General features: G+C 65.1%; 19 protein-coding genes and 1 pseudogene. 12 read left to right on the top strand and 8 right to left on the bottom strand.

Features of this window, described 5'->3' with window-relative positions; all coding sequences use genetic code 11:
- Positions 1-4: 4 nt before the first annotated feature.
- Positions 5-1,314, bottom strand: a pseudogene (gene gabT / locus BG28_RS12885) (4-aminobutyrate--2-oxoglutarate transaminase).
- Between the two features lie 124 nt (positions 1,315-1,438).
- On the opposite strand from gabT, the gene BG28_RS12880 reads away from it, so the two are divergent.
- Entirely contained in the window at positions 1,439-2,374 is a 936-nt protein-coding gene (locus tag BG28_RS12880) for a LysR family transcriptional regulator (RefSeq protein WP_036477649.1), read from the top strand.
- Positions 2,375-2,532: 158 nt separating this feature from the next.
- Here the strand turns inward: BG28_RS12880 and BG28_RS12875 are convergent, their stop codons facing one another.
- Entirely contained in the window at positions 2,533-3,387 is an 855-nt protein-coding gene (locus BG28_RS12875; RefSeq protein WP_084479734.1) for a nitrilase-related carbon-nitrogen hydrolase, read from the bottom strand.
- Positions 3,388-3,548: 161 nt separating this feature from the next.
- On the opposite strand from BG28_RS12875, the gene BG28_RS12870 reads away from it, so the two are divergent.
- Genes BG28_RS12870 through BG28_RS15110 form a run of 4 tightly spaced genes read left to right on the top strand, consistent with a single transcriptional unit; the run spans position 3,549 to position 6,997 of the window.
- On the top strand, positions 3,549-3,770 hold the full coding sequence (locus BG28_RS12870) for a hypothetical protein (protein WP_036477644.1): 222 nt from the start codon (positions 3,549-3,551) through the stop codon (positions 3,768-3,770).
- Positions 3,767-5,227: a cytosine permease gene (locus BG28_RS12865; protein ID WP_036477641.1), complete on the top strand. Its 1,461-nt coding sequence runs from the start codon at positions 3,767-3,769 to the stop codon at positions 5,225-5,227. Before BG28_RS12870 ends, BG28_RS12865 begins: the two co-directional genes overlap by 4 nt.
- Positions 5,224-6,321, top strand: a complete 1,098-nt coding sequence (locus BG28_RS16520) for an alcohol dehydrogenase catalytic domain-containing protein (protein WP_084479733.1) — start codon at positions 5,224-5,226, stop codon at positions 6,319-6,321. The genes BG28_RS12865 and BG28_RS16520 overlap by 4 nt, the downstream gene beginning before the upstream one ends.
- 19 nt (positions 6,322-6,340) lie before the next feature.
- Positions 6,341-6,997, top strand: a complete 657-nt coding sequence (locus BG28_RS15110) for a TetR/AcrR family transcriptional regulator (protein WP_084479732.1) — start codon at positions 6,341-6,343, stop codon at positions 6,995-6,997.
- 91 nt (positions 6,998-7,088) lie between these two features.
- Here BG28_RS15110 and BG28_RS12850 read toward each other — a convergent pair whose 3' ends face one another.
- The 3 genes from BG28_RS12850 to BG28_RS12840 all read right to left on the bottom strand — a co-directional run bounded on the left by BG28_RS12850 (position 7,089) and on the right by BG28_RS12840 (position 10,223).
- Positions 7,089-8,390: an NAD-dependent succinate-semialdehyde dehydrogenase gene (locus tag BG28_RS12850; protein WP_369797256.1), complete on the bottom strand. Its 1,302-nt coding sequence runs from the start codon at positions 8,388-8,390 to the stop codon at positions 7,089-7,091.
- Positions 8,391-8,567: 177 nt separating this feature from the next.
- Positions 8,568-9,536 carry an agmatinase gene (gene speB / locus BG28_RS12845; protein ID WP_051501448.1) on the bottom strand — a complete coding sequence of 323 codons (969 nt, stop codon included), beginning with the start codon at positions 9,534-9,536 and terminating at the stop codon, positions 8,568-8,570.
- A 108-nt stretch (positions 9,537-9,644) separates the two neighbouring features.
- Complete coding sequence (locus tag BG28_RS12840) at positions 9,645-10,223, bottom strand: helix-turn-helix domain-containing protein (protein ID WP_036477632.1); 579 nt, start codon at positions 10,221-10,223, stop codon at positions 9,645-9,647.
- A gap of 156 nt (positions 10,224-10,379) precedes the next feature.
- Between BG28_RS12840 and BG28_RS12835 the strand changes: the two genes are divergently transcribed.
- The 3 genes from BG28_RS12835 to BG28_RS12825 are packed head-to-tail and all read left to right on the top strand — an operon-like array spanning position 10,380 to position 12,833.
- Positions 10,380-10,787, top strand: coding sequence for a nuclear transport factor 2 family protein (locus BG28_RS12835; protein WP_036477629.1), 408 nt, complete (start codon positions 10,380-10,382; stop codon positions 10,785-10,787).
- Positions 10,788-10,810: 23 nt separating this feature from the next.
- Entirely contained in the window at positions 10,811-12,175 is a 1,365-nt protein-coding gene (locus tag BG28_RS12830) for a cytosine permease (RefSeq protein WP_036477822.1), read from the top strand.
- Positions 12,176-12,185: 10 nt separating this feature from the next.
- Positions 12,186-12,833 (top strand): cyclase family protein, encoded by a 648-nt coding sequence (locus tag BG28_RS12825; protein ID WP_036477627.1) that lies wholly within the window; start codon positions 12,186-12,188, stop codon positions 12,831-12,833.
- A gap of 69 nt (positions 12,834-12,902) precedes the next feature.
- On the opposite strand, the gene BG28_RS12820 is transcribed toward BG28_RS12825, so the two are convergent.
- The 3 genes from BG28_RS12820 to BG28_RS12810 all read right to left on the bottom strand — a co-directional run bounded on the left by BG28_RS12820 (position 12,903) and on the right by BG28_RS12810 (position 16,744).
- On the bottom strand, positions 12,903-14,096 hold the full coding sequence (locus tag BG28_RS12820) for an ABC transporter ATP-binding protein (RefSeq protein WP_084479730.1): 1,194 nt from the start codon (positions 14,094-14,096) through the stop codon (positions 12,903-12,905).
- Positions 14,093-15,628: an iron ABC transporter permease gene (locus tag BG28_RS12815; RefSeq protein WP_036477624.1), complete on the bottom strand. Its 1,536-nt coding sequence runs from the start codon at positions 15,626-15,628 to the stop codon at positions 14,093-14,095. Before BG28_RS12815 ends, BG28_RS12820 begins: the two co-directional genes overlap by 4 nt.
- A gap of 69 nt (positions 15,629-15,697) precedes the next feature.
- Positions 15,698-16,744, bottom strand: coding sequence for an iron ABC transporter substrate-binding protein (locus tag BG28_RS12810; RefSeq protein ID WP_036477621.1), 1,047 nt, complete (start codon positions 16,742-16,744; stop codon positions 15,698-15,700).
- Between the two features lie 147 nt (positions 16,745-16,891).
- On the opposite strand from BG28_RS12810, the gene BG28_RS12805 reads away from it, so the two are divergent.
- The 4 genes from BG28_RS12805 to BG28_RS12790 all read left to right on the top strand — a co-directional run.
- A complete protein-coding gene (locus BG28_RS12805; RefSeq protein WP_036477618.1) occupies positions 16,892-17,947 on the top strand; it encodes a nucleoside hydrolase in 1,056 nt (351 codons plus the stop codon).
- Positions 17,934-18,893 carry an ECF transporter S component gene (locus BG28_RS12800; protein WP_200869344.1) on the top strand — a complete coding sequence of 320 codons (960 nt, stop codon included), beginning with the start codon at positions 17,934-17,936 and terminating at the stop codon, positions 18,891-18,893. The genes BG28_RS12805 and BG28_RS12800 overlap by 14 nt, the downstream gene beginning before the upstream one ends.
- Complete coding sequence (locus BG28_RS12795) at positions 18,871-19,653, top strand: CbiQ family ECF transporter T component (RefSeq protein WP_084479729.1); 783 nt, start codon at positions 18,871-18,873, stop codon at positions 19,651-19,653. Before BG28_RS12800 ends, BG28_RS12795 begins: the two co-directional genes overlap by 23 nt.
- Positions 19,646-20,397: ABC transporter ATP-binding protein (locus BG28_RS12790; RefSeq protein WP_051501445.1), on the top strand; the 752-nt coding region annotated here is incomplete at its 3' end. The genes BG28_RS12795 and BG28_RS12790, both read left to right, overlap by 8 nt.

The following is a 20,397-nucleotide window of genomic DNA, read 5'->3' as shown; positions in this document are numbered from 1 at the left end:
GAGCTCAGGCTGCGGTGAGCGCGTCGGTGATGACTGTGAGGCCTTCTTCGAGCAGCTCGTCGCTGATGGTCAGAGGGGGAAGCAGCCGAACCACATTGCCATAGGTCCCGCAGGTCAGGGCGATGACACCCGCTTGGCGCGCCGCGGACGCGACCGCGGAGGTCAGCGCCGCGTCGGGTGCCTGAGTCTGGGGATCTACAAGTTCAAAGGCAAGCATCGCCCCTCGCCCGCGGATCTCTCCGATGCGGGGGTCCTGGCGCTGGATCTCCTCCAGATGCGCGAGGACCAGCTTCTCAATCCGCAGCGCCTCCTGATCCAGACGACCCTCTTCGATCGTCTCGATGGCAGCCAGGGCGGCTGCACATGCGACGGGGTTTCCGCCGTAGGTTCCCCCGAGACCCCCAGGGTGAGCCGCGTCCATGATCTCTGCCCGTCCAGTGACCGCCGAGAGCGGCATGCCTCCGGCGATGCCCTTGGCCGTGGTGATGATGTCTGGCTGCACGTCCTCGTATTCTGAGGCGAACCAACGACCGGTGCGGGCGAATCCCGTCTGGATCTCGTCCGCGATGAACACGACATCGTTCGCGTTGCACCACTGAACGATATCCTTCAGGAACCCGGGTGCTGGAACGATGAATCCGCCCTCACCCTGGATCGGTTCCATGATGACCGCCGCAAGGTTCTCGGCGCGGATCTGCGTCTCCAGCTGCGCGATGGCGCGGGCCGCGGCCGTATGACCATCGAGCTGGTCCCGGTATGGGTAGGAGCCCGGCACCCGGTAGATCTCGGGAGCGAAAGGGCCGAAGCTGTGCTTGTACGGCATCGACTTGGCCGTGAGCGCCATCGTGAGCGTGGTGCGTCCATGGTAGGCATGGTCGAAGGCCGCGACGGCCTGCTTCCCGGTGTACGCCCTGGCGATCTTGACCGCATTCTCCACCGCCTCGGCGCCGGAATTGAACAGTGCGGTGCGCACCGGACCTGAGACGGGGGTGATCTCCGCGAGCTTCTCGGCCACGGCCACGTAGCCTCATAGGGGGTCACCATGAAGCAGGTGTGGGTGAACTCAGCGACCTGCCGCTGCACTGCCTCGACCACCTTCGGCGCACTGGCTCCAACGCTTGTGACGGCGATGCCCGCCCCGAGGTCGATGAGCTGGTTCCCGTCGACATCCTCAAGGATCCCGTCCTGGGCTCGGACGGCGAAGGTGGGCATCAAGGTGGAGACACCGCGGGCCACCGCAGCGTCCTGCCGCTCCATCAGCGCGCGAGCTTTCGGGCCAGGCAGCTCAGTAATGAGGCGTCGAGTCTGTTCCATGGGGCACTCCTTACACGGTGGGGGTCAGATGACCATTGATCTGATGGTCACCTAGGCGGGAGCATGCTGTCGAATGCCTAGTGCTGATACAAACCATGCCTTAAGCGCATGGGATGCTGGATAGGTGAACCATAGACTGCTCAGGTACTTCGCCGCTGTCGCTGATGAGGGGACTGTGTCAGCGGCCGCAGAGACCCTGCACATCACCCAGCCAGCGCTCTCCCGACAGATCAGGGAGCTCGAGAAGAACCTCGGACTTCAGCTGTTCCGCCGCGGGGGCAATCGACTGATCCTCACGTCAGAGGGCGCAGAGTTCCTCTCGGTCAGCCGAGAGGTGCTGCGCGTCCACAGCCACGCCGAGATGATCGCCGAGACGCTCGCCTCAGGCACCATGCGCAACCTCACGATCGGTGCGCCGCAGACCACCCTGATCGACATCGTTGCCCCATTCGTCGCGACCTTCTCCCAGAACGACCCGACCCCGCACGTCTCCGAGATTGCGCTCAGCCCAGAGATCACCAAGGACAGCTCCGATCACGATCTGATCATCACGCCACAGCGAGCGGCCAATGACCATGCGTCACTTCTGCTTGCCACACTTCCCATCTGGGCCTACGTGCCCCGGTCACACGAATGGGCGTCTCGAGACTCGATCGACCTCGGGTCTCTGTGTGAACAGGCGCTGATCCTCGTGCCAACAATGCAGAAATCCCGACAGATGCTCGACGCCGCACTGAACCTCGCGAACCTTGCACCCCGCAACACCATTGAAGTCTCACAGGGAAGGCTGGCGCAGGCCCTGGCCGCAGCCGGACGAGGAGTCGCGGTCCTCTCGGACGACACACACTTCGCTCTGCACCCCCTGAGGATTCTCGACGAACGGGGGCAGGCTCTCCGATTCCACCTCTACGCCGCCTGGCGGAGGGATCACCATGGAAGCGCAATGCTGCTGAACATGGCGCAGCGGCTGCGCGACTTCTGCCAGCTCCGATACGGCCGGAGCACGGCCCCAGCCCCGGAGGACGACACCCTGGAAGACATGTCCACAGACACATGTTGACCAGCGGTGAAATGATGCAAGGAACTCTGCCCTTGCACAAAGCCGCGGACCCGCAGTGGGCACCTACACGATGCCTTTGCGCCGTCGCGCAGCATGTCGCCTGGTCGGTCGCCCAGGTCATCGCGTCCGACGACTCACGCGACTCTGGATCTTCACCTTCAGGGTCGCAATCCGGGTCTTTCGAAATCCTGGAGGTAGGTGTTGACGGACCGCGCTTGCTCGATGGACGCAACATCTACTTCCGCAAGCGCAACGCCTTCACCGTCCTCGATGAGCGCAGCCAGGCGGCCGTAGGGGGTCGCGATGCAGCTGTGGGCCGTGAAGCCAGGTGCCGCATGGTTCGCATAAGCAATTACGACACCATTCTCGAGTGCCCTCGCAGGAACCTGCAGCAGGGAGGTCTGTGTTGCGTCGTAGCTCCACGCGGCATCACGGTGAGGATCTTGAAAGTTCAGCGTCGGGACAGCCGTAGGAACGAAGAACACCTGCGCCCCCAACCGCGCACCATGTCGCACGAACTCCGGAAACTCAATGTCGTAACAGGTGCCCATAGCACAGCGGAGTCCGCGCCAGGAGAATACTGAACCGTACCCCATCGTATCGATGCACCCTTGCTCTATTGGGCCGAATAGGTGAGCCTTCCTGCTGCGCGCTAGCTCATGACCCGAAGCATCTACGAACGACGCGGTGATGTAGTACTTTGCCTCACCCCCCACGCACCCGCTTTCGATAGTCGATCCAACGACTGCCACATGGTGGCGTCGCGCGAGATCGGCTATCTGAGCACGGATCCGCTCACCGTCATGAAGCACGGCTTCGGCTGGATCGTAACCTGTCGCAAAGAGCTCAGGCGTAACCACGACATCAGCCCCCTCATTCGCCGCGCAGGCGATCAGCCGCTCCAAGACAGCAAGGTTCTCCTCGATGTCACCGATCGAGGCCTCCCCCTGAGCCACTGCGACTACAGCGCAAGATGTCCACGGACTGCTCTGAGGTGTCGTCTTCTTGGGCACTTCGCCATCCTCCCATTCCGCTCGAACCTGCCTGCCATCGAGCTGACATTAATCCACCCGGCACCTCTTGACGAGACGTAGGTCACATGTGAAGATTCTAAACCAAATGCAGTTTGATTAAGCGACGCCGAGCGGCGCCGCCTTGTTCCTAAGGAGCACCTATGACACGGCCACCTTCACCGCCGGTCAACTTCGTAGAGACGATGACAAGTAGCGGCACACCGAGAAGCATCGCCGAGGAGCTAGAGCGCCGCATCGAGATCGTAGAATCGGCAGAAGCCCACCAGGATGCACGGCAACCCTTGTCCATCGCGGACATTGGCGTCTACGTGGCCGCGACCGTTCTGGCCTGCCTGATCGGATTGGCAGTGATGGCGCTGTGAAGAAGACACCCGGCGCACACGCTGACGCTTTGCCAGTCGATTCCGAGGAACTTCGTCGGGAGCATATCTACGGCACATTCCCGTTGCTGGAGTCCGAACGAAAATGGTCGGGCTGGGATTTCACTTGGGTCAACACTGCCCTAGCCATCGCAACATGGGCGTTCTTGGTCGGAGGCTCAACGGCCCTGCTGGTGGGCTTCAAAGACGGCATCGCCGCCATGCTCATCGGCAATGCGATCGGCCTGTGCTTCATGGTGCTGGCCGCAGTCCCCGCTTCCCAGCGGTACGGCACGGAGCAGTACACACTTCTGCGCGGGGCTTTCGGGGTCGTCGGCGTCGGAGCCATCGTCTTCACCATCATCTTGATCACCGAGATGGGGTGGTCTTCACTGCTCGCGGTCATGGCGGGACGTGCGACCAATGAAGTAGCCGGCTCCATCACTGGGGCAGAGATGAACCAATACGGGCCGATTGTCACCGTAGGCGCGCTAGCGGCAATCCTGATCTCCTGGTTCGTCCTCTCCCGAGGTCCAGTTGTCATCGGGCGACTCAACAAGATCGTCGCTCCAGGCCTCGTCATCATCACAATCGCCATGATGATCGTACTGGTCAGCGCTACATCCTGGGACACTCTGCTCTCCGCCGCACCGTTGGCGCCTTTCGACGATGAAACGCTCAACTTCATGGTCGCCGTCGAATTCAACGTTGGCGTCGGAGTCTCCTGGTACCCCGTGATGGGTTCGCTGAGTCGCATGACTCGCCACCGCAAGGCCGCACTCTGGCCGGCCTATGGGGGCCTGTTGGTAGCGACGCTCATTGCACAGGTCGTTGGCATGGCTGCAGCACTGACCATCGGCGATTCTGACCCAACCATCTGGATGGTCCCATTCGGAGGACCCGTTCTGGGCGTGGCGGTGTTGGCGTTCATCGCCTTCGCCAACATCACCTCGATGTCCTCGATTGTCTATTCAACAATCTTGGCCCTGCGCCAGTCCTCCGGCCGCCTACTGGCCCGCGTGCCGTGGAAGTTGCTGACAGCGGCATTCTTCATCCTGCCTGCGATCATGTCCTTCTTCCCGCAATTCATGTACGAGCAGTTCATGACTTTCGTTCTACTCTCCGGTGCCTTCTTGACGTCGATCTGCGGTGTTGCCCTCACGGACTACTTCTTCCTCCGGCGGCAGAGCATCGATTTGCGGCAGCTGCACCTGGCCAACCGCGGCCAGCTATACGCCTTCGCCGGGGGTGTCAACTGGGCGGGCCTCGCAGCAGTGCTCATCGGAGCAGTGTTCTATCTGTGGCTCTACAACCCAATCACCCTCGAGACCGCTGCAGTCTTCTCGATCGTCACAGCCAGCCTTCCCGCAGCTCTTGTGGCGGCAGTCGCTTACCTCGTACTGTTCCACCTCCTCTACCGGCGGCGACCTACGCGCCCGTCCCCCCTTCAGGAGGCATGATGTCCACTCCTTCACGTGCAGCACTACACACACGCACACCAAATATCGACATCGTTGATCTGAGGGTCAAAGATCCCGGCGAGGGTGAAGTCCTCATACGCATGGGAGCCTCAGGAGTGTGCGGCTCGGACCGACACGTCCTCGACGGCGAGTGGAAAATGCCCTCGCCGACTGTCATGGGCCACGAGGGCGCCGGCGTAGCCGTTTCTGTCGGTGCGGGCGTCACTTCGGTCACCCCCGGAGACCACGTGATCCTTGCCTGGTTCGCTCCTTGCCTGAAATGTCAGGCATGCGCCGAAGGCAAGACATGGGTATGTACGGGGTCACACTCTGAGACCGGCCTTCTCCCCAACGGCACTTCTGCCATGACCCGAGAGGACGAGACGGTGTATCCATATCTGGGCATAGGGTCGATGAGCGAATACACCCTGGTGCCCGAGCAGGCAGCCATCGCGGTCCCTCGGGAAGTACCGTTCGACGTGGCCTGCTTGATCGGCTGCTCGGTGGCTACGGGTTTCGGCGCTGTCGTTAACGACGCGGCGGTACCCCCTGGCCGCTCCGCAGTCGTCATCGGTGCTGGCGGCGTCGGACTGAGCATCATCATGAGTCTCCACCTCGCCGGAGCGACACCGATTATCGCCATCGACGTCACTGACGAAGCGCTCGAGCTGGCACGATCTTTTGGAGCCACACACACTTTCAAGGCGAACAGCGATACAGCCAGACATGTCAAAGAAGTGACCGATATGGGAGCAGACTTCGCATTCGAAGCTATCGGACGGCCAGCTTCTATCGCAGAGATGCCCGGCTACCTGAAACGCGGGGGCACCGCAGTGGTCGTTGGCCTGCCGTCAGGAGAACACCCGGTGCCCATCGATGCGCTGGCTCTCGCAGAGCATGGACAACGCCTCGTCGGTTCCAATTACGGATCAACAGTTCCGCGTCGTGACTTCCCCCTGCTGGCATCCCTCTATCTGAGTGGCAAACTGCCAGTGGATCGGCTCATCAAGCGACGGGTTCCACTCGAAGAAGTGGACACAGCGTTCGAGGCTCTCCGCACTGGCGCTTACGGGCGCTCCGTCATCGTCTTCTGACCGACCCATCATCGTCATCATGCCGCGCCCCAGACGGAAGATCCTTTCCAGACGCATCATCGCCGAGGCAGCCCTTAGCGTAGCTGAGCGCGAAAACGACTTCACGATCCCAGCGATCGCCAGAGAATTGGGCGTCCATCCGTCGTCTTTGTACCACCACGTCAAAGGCGGGAAGAACGAAATCATCCATTTGATGCGGGCAATGCTCTACGAACGCATAGACCTCACTCGGTTCTCAGTTCAAGACCGATCTTGGCGTGATCGATTCACAGAATGGGTCGAGGCATACAGTGCATCCATGGCGCTGTTCCCTGAGGCGCTCCCATTACTGGTTCGCGAACCCGTAGACGACGACCTGACGCTGAAACTCTACGAGGCGGCCTTTGCCCTCATGGCAGAGGCTGGGATCCAGGAACATGAACAAGTCGATGTGCTCACTCTGATCGACATCGTAGTCCTCGGATCGGCACTTGACTCGATGGCCCCAGTTCCCCTCTGGCAGCCGGGGGAAGTCCACGTACCAACGCTTTTCCGCGCCTCTCACCATGGCGACGACGCAGGCCGCAGTCTCCGTGGACTGCAGCTCGCCATCTCCGCGATCGCCGATCACATCATCAAGGTCGGCTCACGGACAGGCGGGCAAAGCCCAGCGCTGACCACTGAAGAAGAACCCTGAGACGAAACCGTGAGCTCCCCTTGGCCATCCGTGGGCACAGCCCCTGTGACTGCTGGCATCAGAAACCGCAGCGCCCAGCCGCCCCCGACGCTCAATCCGCGATGTAGAGAAGTCGCTTGTTGACGAACTCGTCCATACCGAGCGGTCCGAGCTCGCGGCCGTAGCCAGAGTTCTTCACGCCCCCGAATGGCATCTCCGGACCTTCCGCGGCGGGCGTGTTGACACTGGCCATCCCCACCTCAAGCTGAGAGGCGACTGCCGCCGCACGCTCGGTGTCCACGGAGAAGACCGCACCCCCCAGGCCATACTGACTCTCGTTGGCAAGTCGGATCGCTTCCTCGTCGCTTCTGCACTTGTAGACCACGGCGACTGGGCCGAAGAGTTCTTCGCTATAGGCGCGCATCTCCGGCGTGACCCCCGTCAGCACTGCGGGAGAATAGTAGAACCCCGAGGAGCCGGAGGTCTCTCCGCCTGCATGCAGCCGCGCACCTTTGGAAACGGCGTCATCGACCTGCTCCTTCAGGAGGCGCACAGCGCCCCGCGAAGACATCGGCGAATACGTCTCCGAAGTCAGGGCCAAGGGGTCTCCGGGCCGCAGGCCCGCAGCGCGCACCGTCAGCTGCTGGACGAACACATCGTAGATGTCCTCGTGGACGATGATCCGCTTGTTAGAGTTACACGCCTGACCCATGTTGTACACGCGGGTCTCCCATGCGGTGTCAGCGGCAGCTGCCACATCCTCGGCGTCCAGCACGATGTAGGGGTCCGAACCTCCAAGCTCGAGCACGACCTTCTTCAGATGGGCTCCGGCCTGTTCGGCGACAGCCGCTCCGGCGCGCTCAGATCCGGTGAGCGAGATGCCGCGCAGTCGCGGATCAGCGATCATCGTCGCGACCTGCTCGTGAGTGGCGAAGATGTTGGTGTACACGCCGACTGGCACGCCCGCGTCGTGCAGAATCTGCTCGATGGCGAGGGCTGAGCGGGGACACGACTCCGCGTGCTTGAGGATGATCGGGTTTCCCAGGATCAGGTTGGGCGCGACGAAACGGGCGACCTGGTAGTACGGGAAGTTCCAGGGCATGATCCCCAGCAACGGACCGATCGGCAGGTGCTCGATGACGGCTCGTCCGCCTGAATAGCTTTCTATCTCCCGGTCGGCGGTGAGCTCGGCCGCCTTCTCCGCGTAGTACGCGAAGATGGCGGATGCGAACTCGACTTCTTCTTCGGACTCGCTCAGCGGCTTCCCCATCTCGATGCTGATCGTCCGCGCCAGTTCATCGATTCGCTCAGCAAACAGCTCCGAGATCCGAAGGGCTGTCCTCGTTCGACTCTCCAGGGAGGTTCTCTTCCACTCCGCAAAGGCTTCTGTCGCCGCGGCCAGGACGGCCTCCACCTCCTCGGGGGTTGCGGCTGGAAAGCTTTCCAGCGTTTCCCCCCGTCGCAGGATTCGTGACGTGGTAAGTGTGCGATGGTGTCATGGATCGTCTCCTAGTTTTCAGCTCGCGAAGCGGGGTTCTCGCTCATTCGTGGCAGTCAGAACCGGACGCCGGTCAGACTGCTGCTCGACACATCATCGTTGCGCGGCCATGGCAGAGATCACCTCGTAGGCGACATGAGAGCCCGCGACGGCCGTGAGCTGAGCGTGGTCGTAGGGGGGCGACACCTCCACGACGTCGGCACCGACGAGCCTCGTGTTCGAGAAGGCCCGCAGCATCCGAAGCAGCTCCCGACTTGTCATACCCCCAGCTTCAGGGGTGCCGGTGCCCGGAGCATGCGCAGGATCAAGCACGTCGATGTCGATCGACAGATATACCGGTCGATCACCGATGCGACGATGCATCCGCTCGATCGCCGCTTCGACGCCTTCGACCTCGATGTCGTGCGTGGATATGATGGCGAATCCCAGACGCTCGTCGTCTCGAAGATCCTCTTTGCCGTAGAGCGGACCGCGGATCCCGACGTGCAGGCTGGCCTCCATGTCGATGAGGCCCTCCTCGGATGCCCTCCGGAACGGCGTGCCGTGGGTGACGGGCGCACCGAAGTAGGTGTCCCAGGTGTCGAGGTGTGCATCGAAGTGCACCACAGCCACAGGGCCGTGCGTCTTCGCGACTGAGCGAAGCATCGGAAGAGCGAGCGTGTGGTCCCCGCCGATCGCCAGGATCCGCGTGCCCCCGGCCCGAAGCTCGTCGGCGGCGCGCTCTATATCGAGGACAGCCTCGTCGAGGCTGAACGGATTCACCGAGATGTCACCAGCATCGGCTACCTGCACCTCGGCAAAGGGGGAGATGTCGGCGGCAGGATTGTACGGACGCAGAAGCCGCGACGCCTCACGCACGTGCGCCGGACCGAACCGCGCGCCAGGACGGTAGCTCACTCCAGAGTCGAAGGGCACACCCAGAACCGCGATATCGACGTGGTCCACCTCCTCTGCCCTGGGAAGCCGAGCAAAAGTCGCGATTCCCGCGAACCTGGGCGACTTGCTCGCATCGGCGGGGCCGACGTTCCCCGAGCTGAACTTCACATACTCCGTCGCTGACATGGGTACATCCGATCTCTCGCCACTTCCGGGCCAGGAATAGTTATAGAGAATATTTGTACTCTATTAGACACCCTAGGCGAAAGAGCAGACAGCCTCAGCGGCAAGGGATCAGACCAACCCGCTCCACGGCGCAGGCACGAGCACCCAGAGCGCGGCACTCTCCACGGGTGCCCACCAGCTATGCGGCTCATTGCCTGGAAACGTGATGGTATCCCCGGCATAGAGCACCTCACTCGACGCAGCGAAGCGAATATGCAGCTCTCCGCGGATGATGTGCAGCGATTCGACTTTGCAGTTGATCGTGTAGAGATTCTCACCGCCGTGAGCTCCGCTTGCGATCTCCGAGTGGATCACCTGCACCTGAGACTGGCCGCGCGGTGTGACCATGTGCTCGACTGCCCCGATTCCGCCCAGATTGATCAACGGTGCATCGTCGAGGCGCACGATTGCACTGTCCGGCTCCTCAAAGAGCTGGCCCAGCGATAATCCCAGCACCTGGCATATGGACATCAGCGACGCGACGCTCGGCGACGTGTCATCTCGCTCCACACGGGAGATGTAACCCTTGGTGAGATTCGAGTGCTGGGCCACGACGTCAAGCGTGAGTCGCTGAGCCTGTCGAGCGGCACGCAGCTTCGCGCCGACGGGAGGTGGTGAGTCATTTGCGGCGGGATTGACGTTTCGCATTCATCCTCTTTCTCGTCGATCCGAGACCCCAGCGTATCGGGCAGCGGAACAATGTTGACTCATGTACAACTCTTGTTGCATGCTGACCCCTGTATCGAGCGTCACATCAATCGACCCACAGCGGAGTCGAGGTGTCGCACTGAAGGGTTGGATCCGATGACTGAAATACTTCCACACCACATCTCGTCGGCCGCAGAAGCGATAGTGCGGGCATTCGAACGTAATGATGAAAACGATTACTTCAGCCGCTTCTCACCCACCTGCACGTTCATATTTGCTCCCGACGATACCGTTCATGCTGACCGTGCGAGCTGGCACTCTGCGTGGGGCAAGCTCCAGGAGTCGGGCTGGCGGGTCGTCTCGTGTCGCACGCTGGAATCTGGAGTCCGGATCCTCGCCGAAGGCGGCGTCTTCTGGCACGTGCTGGAGACGACCGCGATCGTCGACGGTGAACCGCAGACATACCGCGAACGCGAAACCATAGTCTTTGAAAAATCCCAGGAGGGGCTGCTCGCCGTCCATGAGCACCTTTCCTCGGTCACCGAGGAAGGTACTGCCCTGTGAACAGCTCCCCGAAGAACGCAACGTTGACCGCAGACGCAGAAGAAGAACAGGTGCCACTTCGGGGCACCCTCGGCGGCGGTCGAATCATGCTGATCTGGCTGGCCGCAAACCTCGTCGTCACGACCCTGCTCACCGGCACACTGTTCGTCCCAGGCATCTCGTTCGGCGATTCTCTGCTCTGGATCGTCTGCGGCACCGTTCTCGGCGCCGGCGTGCTCACCCTGGTCGCGGTCATGGGTGTTCGCACCGGCCTCTCGACCATGGCACTGACCAAGGGATCCTTCGGGCTGCGCGGTTCGATCGTTCCCTCGCTGTCGAACCTGGTCATCCTGATGGGTTGGTCCTGGGTGCAGGCCATGCTCGCCGGAATCTCGGTCGACTACCTCATCCACTCGTGGACCGGGTACTCCAACCCGATCCTGTTCGCAGCGCTGTGTCAGGCGTTCGTCGTGTTCCTTGCCATCTTCGGCCACGTCGGGATCTCCCGCATTGAACCGCTCTTCGGGCTCGTCATTGTGAGCATCATCGCCTATGTCTTCGCCGTCGCCTTCTCGACGCACCCCCCGGCCGAGTATTTCGCCATCGCGATCGATCCCGCACTGGGAATGGACGGCGCGCTGGTATTCGACATCGTGTTTGCCACCGCGATCTCCTGGACGGTGCTCAGCGCGGACCTGACCCGCACGGCTCGCAGCGTCCGCGCCGGAGCAACAGGCGCAGCCATCGGATACACCACCTCGACGATTCTCGCGATGACGCTCGGCGCCACTGCGATCTCCTACGTCCTGCTCGAAGGCGACGAGGCTATCGCGTTTGACCCGACCGTGATCATCATGGCATTCGGAGCACCCCTGGCTGCGGTGATGTTCCTGTCCGTCATGGCGACGAACACGATGGTCATGTATGGCATGACCCTCTCGCTGCAGCATGCTTTTCCCCGTCGCCGGCCGCTGCCGTTCCTGCCGACCGCGCTCGGGCTCGGCGTAGTCGCGGTGATCGGCTCTACCTGGCTCGGGCTGCTCGACCAGTTCACGAACTTCTTGGCAACGATCGGCGCGCTGTTCATCCCAGTCTTCGCTGTGATGATCGTCGATTACTACTTGGCTCGTCGACGCAGCTACCACCGTGAGATTCTGAATCACAAGGGTGGGAAGTATTGGTTCACCGGTGGCTGGAACATCGGCGCGATCCTGGTCTGGGCGACCGGCGCAGGCTTGTACACGCTCCTGACGACCGTCTGGTTCTCACCCGTCGGGGCCGCCCTCCCGACAGTGCTGTTCTCGGGCTTGTTCTACTGGCTGTGGACCAGGATCGCGGGAATCTCTGAACCCCAGGGCGTCGAATCGCAGCACCTCGCAGACCAGCTCGAACTCACGACGACGAAGTAGGAGATAGGACATGGCGCGGTGGGTTGATCTGTCTCATGAGGTGCTTTCAGGGATGCCGGTGTTTCCCGGCGACCCACAGGTGTCGATCCAGCCTGCCGCGACAGTCTCCGTCGATGGATTCGAGGTGCACTCCTTGCACCTGGGTACGCACTCCGGCACCCACGTCGATGCTCCCTCCCATGTCATTCCCGGCGGTCACACAGTTGATGCCATCGATGTCCAGGATCTCATCGGAGAGGCGATCGTGCTTCGCGCCGGGGCGTTGAACCCTGGGGCCACCGTGACTCTTGAGAGTGTGGAGGAGCAGTTCGCCGATGGCCTTGGAGACGCTCGGATCGTCCTGGTGGCAACTGGGTGGGATCGGCACTGGGGCTCCGAGCTGTATCGAGATCACCCGGTTCTGGAGCCCCAGCTCGCCGAGCGCCTGCTGGAGGTAGGGGCCCGCGTGATCGGAGTCGACACGTTGAATCCCGACTCCACCCGCGCTGCCGATCAGGGCCTGCCTGTGCACGACATCGTGCTTGGCAGCAAGCGACTGATCGTCGAGAACCTGAGGGAACTCACACAGCTGCCCGCTCGCGTCACTTTCGTAGGGCTCCCGCTGCGGCTCTCAGGCATGGACGGGTCACCCATTCGAGCAGTGGCACAGCCTCTGTGAGCACCATCGGGCACAGCGTCGTGGCAGCCGTTCGGAAGCCCGGCATACTCCGCTGAGCCGCTGCGTCAGTCAGAGAAAGCTGGGCATCGGGGTTGCGCCCCGTGTCTCGATGCTCACCGGCACGGGCCGCGCGGAGCAAGCGCGGCAATCGCTGAACGCCGGGTAGAAGACGCCCGACCCCTGCACGGCGAGGTGGACCTGGGTGCCGGCCGCAAGCGGCACTGCGTTGAGCTGGCGCAGTCGCAGTGGCGCCTCCACACCCTCGAGCTGGACCAACGCGGTGGTGTCATGGCCGAAGTACTGGGAGCTGAGCACGGTACCGGCCACGCCCTGGTCGCTGAGCGTGATCTGCTCGGGTCGCAGCATCACCTGACCCGCAGCCCCGCTCACCGTGAGGTGCGCGGTGGCCAGGTTCGGGCAGACCAGCTCCACGTTCACGCTGCCCAGCGGGGTGGTGGAGTCCCACACCGCACCGGCCTTGCCGGTGAGCTGGCCTGGGAGCTGGCTCGTAAGCGCTCCGGGCAGCAGCACGGCGTCGCCGAGGAACTGCGCGGTCTCCACGTCGCAGGGACGGGTGTAGACCTCTTCGGGCGCACCGATCTGGCGCAGCCGCCCGTCTTTGAGCACCGCCACCTGATCGGCGAAGGAGAGCGCCTCGTCCTGGTCGTGGGTGACCAGGATCGTCGTGGTCCCGGTGATCCGCAGGATGTCGCGGATCGCCTGGCGGGTGCTCTCGCGCAGCCCCGCGTCCAGGGCCGAGAACGGTTCATCGAGCAGGATCATCTCCGGCTGGCGAGCCAGCGCTCGGGCCAGGGCCACTCGCTGGCGCTGGCCGCCGGAGAGCTGGTCCGGACGACGGGAGGCCTGGTCCGCAGTGAGGCTGACCAGTTCGAGCAGCTCCGTGACTCGGCGGTGCCGCTCGCGGCGGGAGGTGCCGCGCGGCAGTCCGAAGGCAATGTTGCCCGCCACGTCGAGGTGCGGGAACAGCGCTCCGTCCTGGGCGACCAGACCGATGCTGCGCCGGTGGGCAGCGACGCTGGTCACATCCTCGCCGTGGAGCCGGACCTCACCGTGCTCGGGCACCAGGAATCCCGCGATCACACGCAGCAGCGAGGTCTTGCCGGAGCCTGAGGGGCCCACGATCGCCGTCGTCGTCCCTGCTCGGACCTTGAGGTCGATGTCATGGAGGACCCGCTGGTCACCGAATCGCACCTCGATCCCTGAGACCTGAAGCATCGTGGTGTCGTTGTCCGTGGCGTTCATCGAACCTCCTTGAGCAGTCGTGAGATCATCATCCAGGCCGGGACCGCGGCGACGAGCACCAGCATTGCGGCGAAGGGCGCGGCGGCCGCATAGGACTCACCGCCGGTGTAGGTCCACAGCCGGGTGGCCAGGGTGTCGAAGCCGGTGGGGCGCAGCATCAGCGTGGCCGGAAGCTCCTTGATCGTGGTCAGCAGCACCAGCAGCGCACCGGAGAGGATCCCGGGCAGCATCAGCGGCAGCGTCACCCGCAGGTAGCCCGCGCCCGGGCTGCTGCCCAGTGACTGCGCGGCCTCCTCGAGCTCTGGCGGCGCCGAGAGCGCGGAGGCGAGCACCGGGCCCAGAGCGAGCGGCAGCATCAGCGCGCAGTAGGCCAGGGTCAGCATCCACATGGTCTGATACAGCGCCGGCAGCACCGCGATACCGAGCATCACCACCGAGAGCCCGATCACCACGCCGGGCAGCGAGTGCGCCAGGTAGGCGGTGCGTTCCAGCAGCCGGGCGAGCCGCGAGGGACGGCGCGCGAGCCACAGCGCGAGCGGGATCGCGATCGCCGTGGTGGCCAGCGCCGCGAGCCCGGCGGCCCAGAGCGAGTTCAGCAGCGCCGAGCCGATCTCGCCCAGTGAGCCGGGCCGGGAGACGCCGCGCACGCTCCAGACCAGCAGGGCCGAGAGCGGGACCGCCAGCGCGATGAGCACCGGGGCCCAGGCCAGTGCCATGATCGGCAGCGTGAAGCGTCCCATCGAGAACCGGGCGGGGCGGGCTCGCCCCTCCCCGGACATGGTGGAGTAGCGCGTGCCGGTGCGGCGGACCCGTCCTTCGAGGATGAGCAGGCACAGGGTGAAGACCAGCAGCACCGAGGACAGCGCCACCCCGCCGAGCCGGTCGAAGCCCATCGAGAAGCTGGTGAACACGGCGCGGGTGAAGGTGTCCACGCGCAGGATCGAGACGGCCCCGAAGTCGGCGATGACGTAGATGGCGCACAGCAGGGTGCCCGCGGTGATCGCGGGGGCGGCCTGGCGGACGGTGACGCTGAAGAAGGTGTCCACCGGTCCGCGGCCCAGCGCCCGGGCGGCCTCCTCCTGGGCGGGATCCACCGAGACCAGCGCGGCGACCACCGGCAGGTAGATGTACGGGTAGGTCACCGAGGTGATCACGATCGCCGCGGCGAGGAACCCTTCGAAGCTGGTGCCCGGGTTGATCAGGGCGTTCATCGACTGCCAGCCGAAGGCCGCGACGTAGCTGGGGACCGCCAGAGGCAGCGCGGCGGCAACGCCGAGGATCAGCCGTCCGGGGAGCTGGGTGCGGGTGACCAGGAAGGCGAGTCCCACGCCGAGGATCAGGCACAGCACGGTGACCGTGCCGGTCAGGGTCAGTGAGGTGTAGGCCAGCCGGGCGCTGCGCGCACTGAACACCGTGTCCAGGAAGTCCGGGAGCGGGAACTGGGCCATCCGGATGATCAGGTAGAACAGCGGCAGCATCGCGACCAGCGTGGCGATGACCGCGGCGGCACGCAGCCACAGCGGCACCGCCACACGCCCGTTCCCGGCGGAGCGGGAACGGGCGGCGGTGCGCGTTGGAGCGTGGGCCGGGGCGGTGATGGGTCAGCCCACCAGACCCGATTCGACGATCATCTCCACGGAGGTCTCCAGGTCATCGAGCCGGTTGAGGTCGATGTCGGGGGCGTCGAGCTCTTGGAGGCTCGGCATGCCCTCGGGTCCCTCCACGCCTTCGATCATCGGATATTCGGCGGTCTCCTCGGCGAAGTAGGTCTGGCCGTCGGTGCTGAGCATGAACTCGGCCAGCGAGGCAGCAGCCGGGTTCTCGGAGTTCAGCACGCCGACTCCCGCCACGTTGATCAGAGAACCGACGTCTCCGCCGCTGAAGAGGTGGTTCGCGACGTTGAGCTCCGCGGGGTCTTCGCCGAGCTCCTTGGCGCGGCCGTAGAGGTAGTAGTGGTTCACCAGGCCCATGTCGATGACCCCGTCGGCGACGTCGGTGACGATCTCGCCATTGCCCTCGCGGATCTGCGGATCATTCGCGGCCAGGTCGTCGAGGAAGGTCTGGGTCGCCTCCTCGCCCTCGATCTCGCGGTGGGCGGTCACGAAGGACTGGAAGGACGCGTTGGTGGGGGCCACGCCGACGCGACCGGTGTACTGCGAGCCGGTCAGCTCGTCCACGCTCTCGGGCAGGTCGGCCTCATCGACGGTGTCGGTGTTGTAGATCAGGGTGCGGACTCGTCCGGAGAGGCCCACCCACCGATCCTCGGCGTCACGGTAGGCCTCAGGCACCTGATCAAGCAGCTCGGCGTCGAGCTCATCGAACAGACCTTCCTCCGCCACGGCGCCGAGGGCGCCCGCGTCCTGGGCCAGGAAGACATCGGCCGGGGAGCCCTCGCCCTCTTCCAGCAGCTGCGCGGCCATCTCGGCGGTGCCACCGTAGCGGACGTCGACCTCGATGCCGGTCTCCTCGGAGAAGGTATCGATCAGCGGCTGGATCAGCTCCTCGTTGCGTCCCGAGTAGAGCACCAGGCTCTCCTGCTCGGCGGAGGTCTCGTCACCGTTGGAGGCGGGCTCGGTGGTGTCGCCACAGGAGGTCGCGGTCAGCGCGACGATCGCGCCCAGGGTGACCGCAAGGGAGGTTCTGCGCATGGAGGTGTTCCTTCTTTCCGCATCGGAGGCTCACCGATGCGAGCCTGACTGATCTGATCCAAGGCTACCCTAAGTTACGCAAGGTTGGTGTGTCTTAATTGAATAAGGCTCTGTGTTGCGCCGAGAGATTCCGCCGCACCCGGCACAATGGTGCAGGTGATCCCCCTCTTTCTGGACTGTGACCCCGGCATCGACGATGCACTCGCGCTGGGCTGGCTGTTCTGCCAGGACGACGTCGAGATCCTCGGCATCGCCGCCAGCGGCGGCAACGTCTCCACCGCCCAGGTGCTGACGAACACGCTGGGTTGGCTGCAGCTGGCCGGGCGCACCGAGCTCAGTGTCCACCCCGGCGCCGAGCACCCGCTGGCTGGGGCGAGCGAGTACGCCGAGGAGACCCACGGCGACACCGGCGCCGGGTACGCGCGCCTGCCCACCGGCGGGTTCACCGCCGACGAGCTTCCCGCCGCGCAGGCATGGGTCCGAGCGGCCCGGGCATACCCGGGTGAGCTGATCGGGGTGCTCACCGGACCGGCCACCAACCTGGCCCTGGCGCTGCAGCTGGAGCCCCAGCTCCCGCAGCTGCTGAAGCGGCTCTTCATCATGGGCGGGGCCTTCAACTACCGGGGCAACACCCGGCCCACCACGGAGTGGAACGTCAGCTACGACCCCGAGGCCACCAAGGCTGTGATCGACGCGTTCGGTGCATCCACCCACCTGCCGGTGATCGGCCCGATCGAGGCCACCGAGGCGGTGGCGCTGACGCCTGAGCGGCTGCAGCAGATGCTTGATCGGCCCCGGTCGGAGCCGTGGTCAGGCTTTCTGGATCAGCTGGCCGAGGCGCTGCGGTTCTACTTCGAGTTCCATGAGACCGACGGTCACGGCTATCTGGCCCATGTCCACGATCCCTATGTCACCGCCGCCGCCGTGGCATGGGCCCGGAACCAGACGGCGGCAGAACCTGAGCAGGATTCGTCCCCACACGGCGCAGCCGGGATAATTCCCTGGGCGCACGAGACTGAGAAGGCAGCGGTCGACGTCGAGCTCCTCGGCTCCCTGACCCGTGGCGAGACCGTAGCCGACTGGCTCGGGCGCTGGGGCCGCGTGCCCAATGCAGAGATCATCCGCAGCCTGGACGCCGAGGCGTTCCTGGAACACCTGACCATCACCTTGAGACAAGGACCACAACATCATGGCTCACACTGACCCGCACTCTGGGCAGGGGTCCGTCGCCGCGGCGGATCCCGGAGAAACCCCGAAGACTCGCGCGAAGAAGACCGGCACCCCCCAGACCCGCCACACCGACCGCGCCGGGAACCACCTCCGACCCGCTCCCCCGCTGTGGTCGGTCCTGGCGCTCACCGCCGGCGCCGCCGTCATCGTCGGCACCTATCTCTGGGTGCTCACCAGCCAGCCCGCCACCCTCGGCGCAGACCTGGGACACACCACCCTCGGCGTGATGGTCGGCTACCTGCTCGGCGCGGCGCTCATCGCCGCCGGCACGCTCCCGCGGATCCCGCGCAGCGTGCTCGCCCTGATGCCGGTGATGATCGCACTGAACATCGCCACCGGCCAGATCGTGGGCACCATGACCCCGATCCCGCTCTACCTGGATTCCCTGGGCACCGTGATCGTCGGTGTCATCGCCGGCCCCGCCGCCGGCGCCCTGACGGGGATCCTCACCAACGTCATCTGGGGCGTGACGATCAACCCGACGGTCATCGCCTTCACCGCCGGCTCTGCGTTCATCGGCGCCGCGGCCGGCTGGGCCGCCCGGCTCGGTGGCTTCCGCCGCATCTGGTGGGCCGTCCTCGCCGGAGCCCTGGCCGGCATCCCCACCGGCCTGATCGCCACCCCGGTGGCCGCGTTCATCTACGGCGGCGGACTCGGCGTCGGCACCGGCAGCATCGTCGCCGCCCTGCAGGGCGCCGGCGCCTCCATGCTCGGCGCCGCCACCATCCAGGGACTGGGCAGCGATATCGCCGATAAGGCGATCATCTTCGCGCTGGCCTTCCTCGTCATCGCCGCACTCCCGAACCGGCTGCGCAGCCGGTTCCCCTTCACCGAGCACTCCGCCGTGAAGCGGACTGCGGCGAGGCGTGGGACCCCGCACACCGCAGGATCCTCGCATGCGGCTGCACCCAGCCACTGAGCTGGTCCTGCTCGGCTGCGCGCTGCTGCTCGTCTACGGAGTGCCCTCCCCGCTGATCCCGGCCGCCGTGCTCATCGCCGCGGCGGTCGGGGCGGCGGCCTCTCCCCGAGTCCGCTTCCGCAGCTGGGCGCTGACCCTGGTGGTGCTGGCCGGGCCCATGCTGATCATGGTCGGCATCATCCAGGGACTCTTCTACCCCGGCGAGCAGGCCGAGGTCCTCACCGAGTTCGGCCCCGCGGCAGTCACCGTGGAGGGCCTCGCCCTGGCTATCCAGCTCTGGCTGCGGGTGGCCGCCATGGTCGCGGTCTGCGCGCTGTTCGCGTTCGGATCGGATCCTTCGCGCGCCTTCGACGGCCTGCTCACGCTGCGGCTGCCGCTGTCCCTGGCCTACGTGTGTGCCGCCGCGATGAGCCTGATCCCGCTGGCCCAGCATCGGGTCCGCGCCGCATTGGCCGCCCGCTCTGCCCGCGGCTGGGACACCGACCGGCTCTCGGTGCGCCTGCGCCTGCTCACCGGCGTACTCACCGGTCTGCTGGTCACCGCGATCACCCAGCTGGATCAGCGCCATGACGCCCTGACCCAGCGCGGATTCGGCCAGTCCTCGCACCCCACCCCGGCCCAGTTCTATCCCGCAGGCGCGGGCCAGCGCGGTCTGCGCTGGGGCGCCGTCCTCGGGTCGGTGCTCGCGGTGGGCGCCTCGCTGGCCGGGCTGCTGCCGCTGCCCTCGGCCACCGACCTCCTGAGAGCCTTCGATGCCTGACCTCACCTCCTCACGGCTGCCGTTGCTGCGCCTGTCCGAGTTCGGCTTCCGGTACCGCGGCGCCGAGACCCCCGCCCTGGAAGGCGTGGACCTCACACTTCACCCCGGGGACGCCCTGGCGGTGCTCGGGCCTCAGGGCGCGGGCACCTCCACCCTGGCTCGCGCTGCCGCCGGGCTGCTCGGGGAACACGGGCACAGCACCGGGGTGCGCGCGCTGCGCGGTGATCACCGCGCGGGCATGCTCGGCGATGACCCAGAGGCCCAGCTCACCGGGTTGACCCGCACGGTCCGCGAAGAGGCTGCGCTTCCCGGGCGGCTGCTGGGGCTGCCGCTGCCAGAGTGCCTGGAGCGCGCCGAGGCCGGCCTGCAGGAGCTGGGCCTCGCAGGCCTGGCTGAGCGGGCCCTGGACACGCTCTCCGGCGGGGAACGCCAGCTCACCGCGCTGTCCGGGCTGCTCACCCTGCGCCCGAGCGTGCTGGTGCTGGATCAGCCCTCACAGGCCCTGGATGCCGGCGCACGACGGCGCCTGGCCCGGTCCCTGCGCGCGTTCCGTGACGCCGGGGGCGCGGTGCTGCTCACCGGACACCAGCACGACGACCTCACCGCCACCTGTGACCAGGTGCTGTTCCTGGACCAGGGCCGCCCCGCCGCGATCACGCCCAGAAGGAGCGCGGCCGGACAGCGACCGCTGGACCCAGCACGGGAGTCTGGGACGCCCGGCGCGCTCCGGCGGTACAGGATCTG

The organism is Nesterenkonia sp. AN1 (assembly GCF_000582475.1).
Classification (GTDB): Bacteria; Actinomycetota; Actinomycetes; order Actinomycetales; family Micrococcaceae; genus Nesterenkonia; species Nesterenkonia aurantiaca.
The sequence above is the reverse complement of the archived record's forward strand: the minus strand, read 5'-3'. Positions and strand labels throughout refer to the sequence as shown.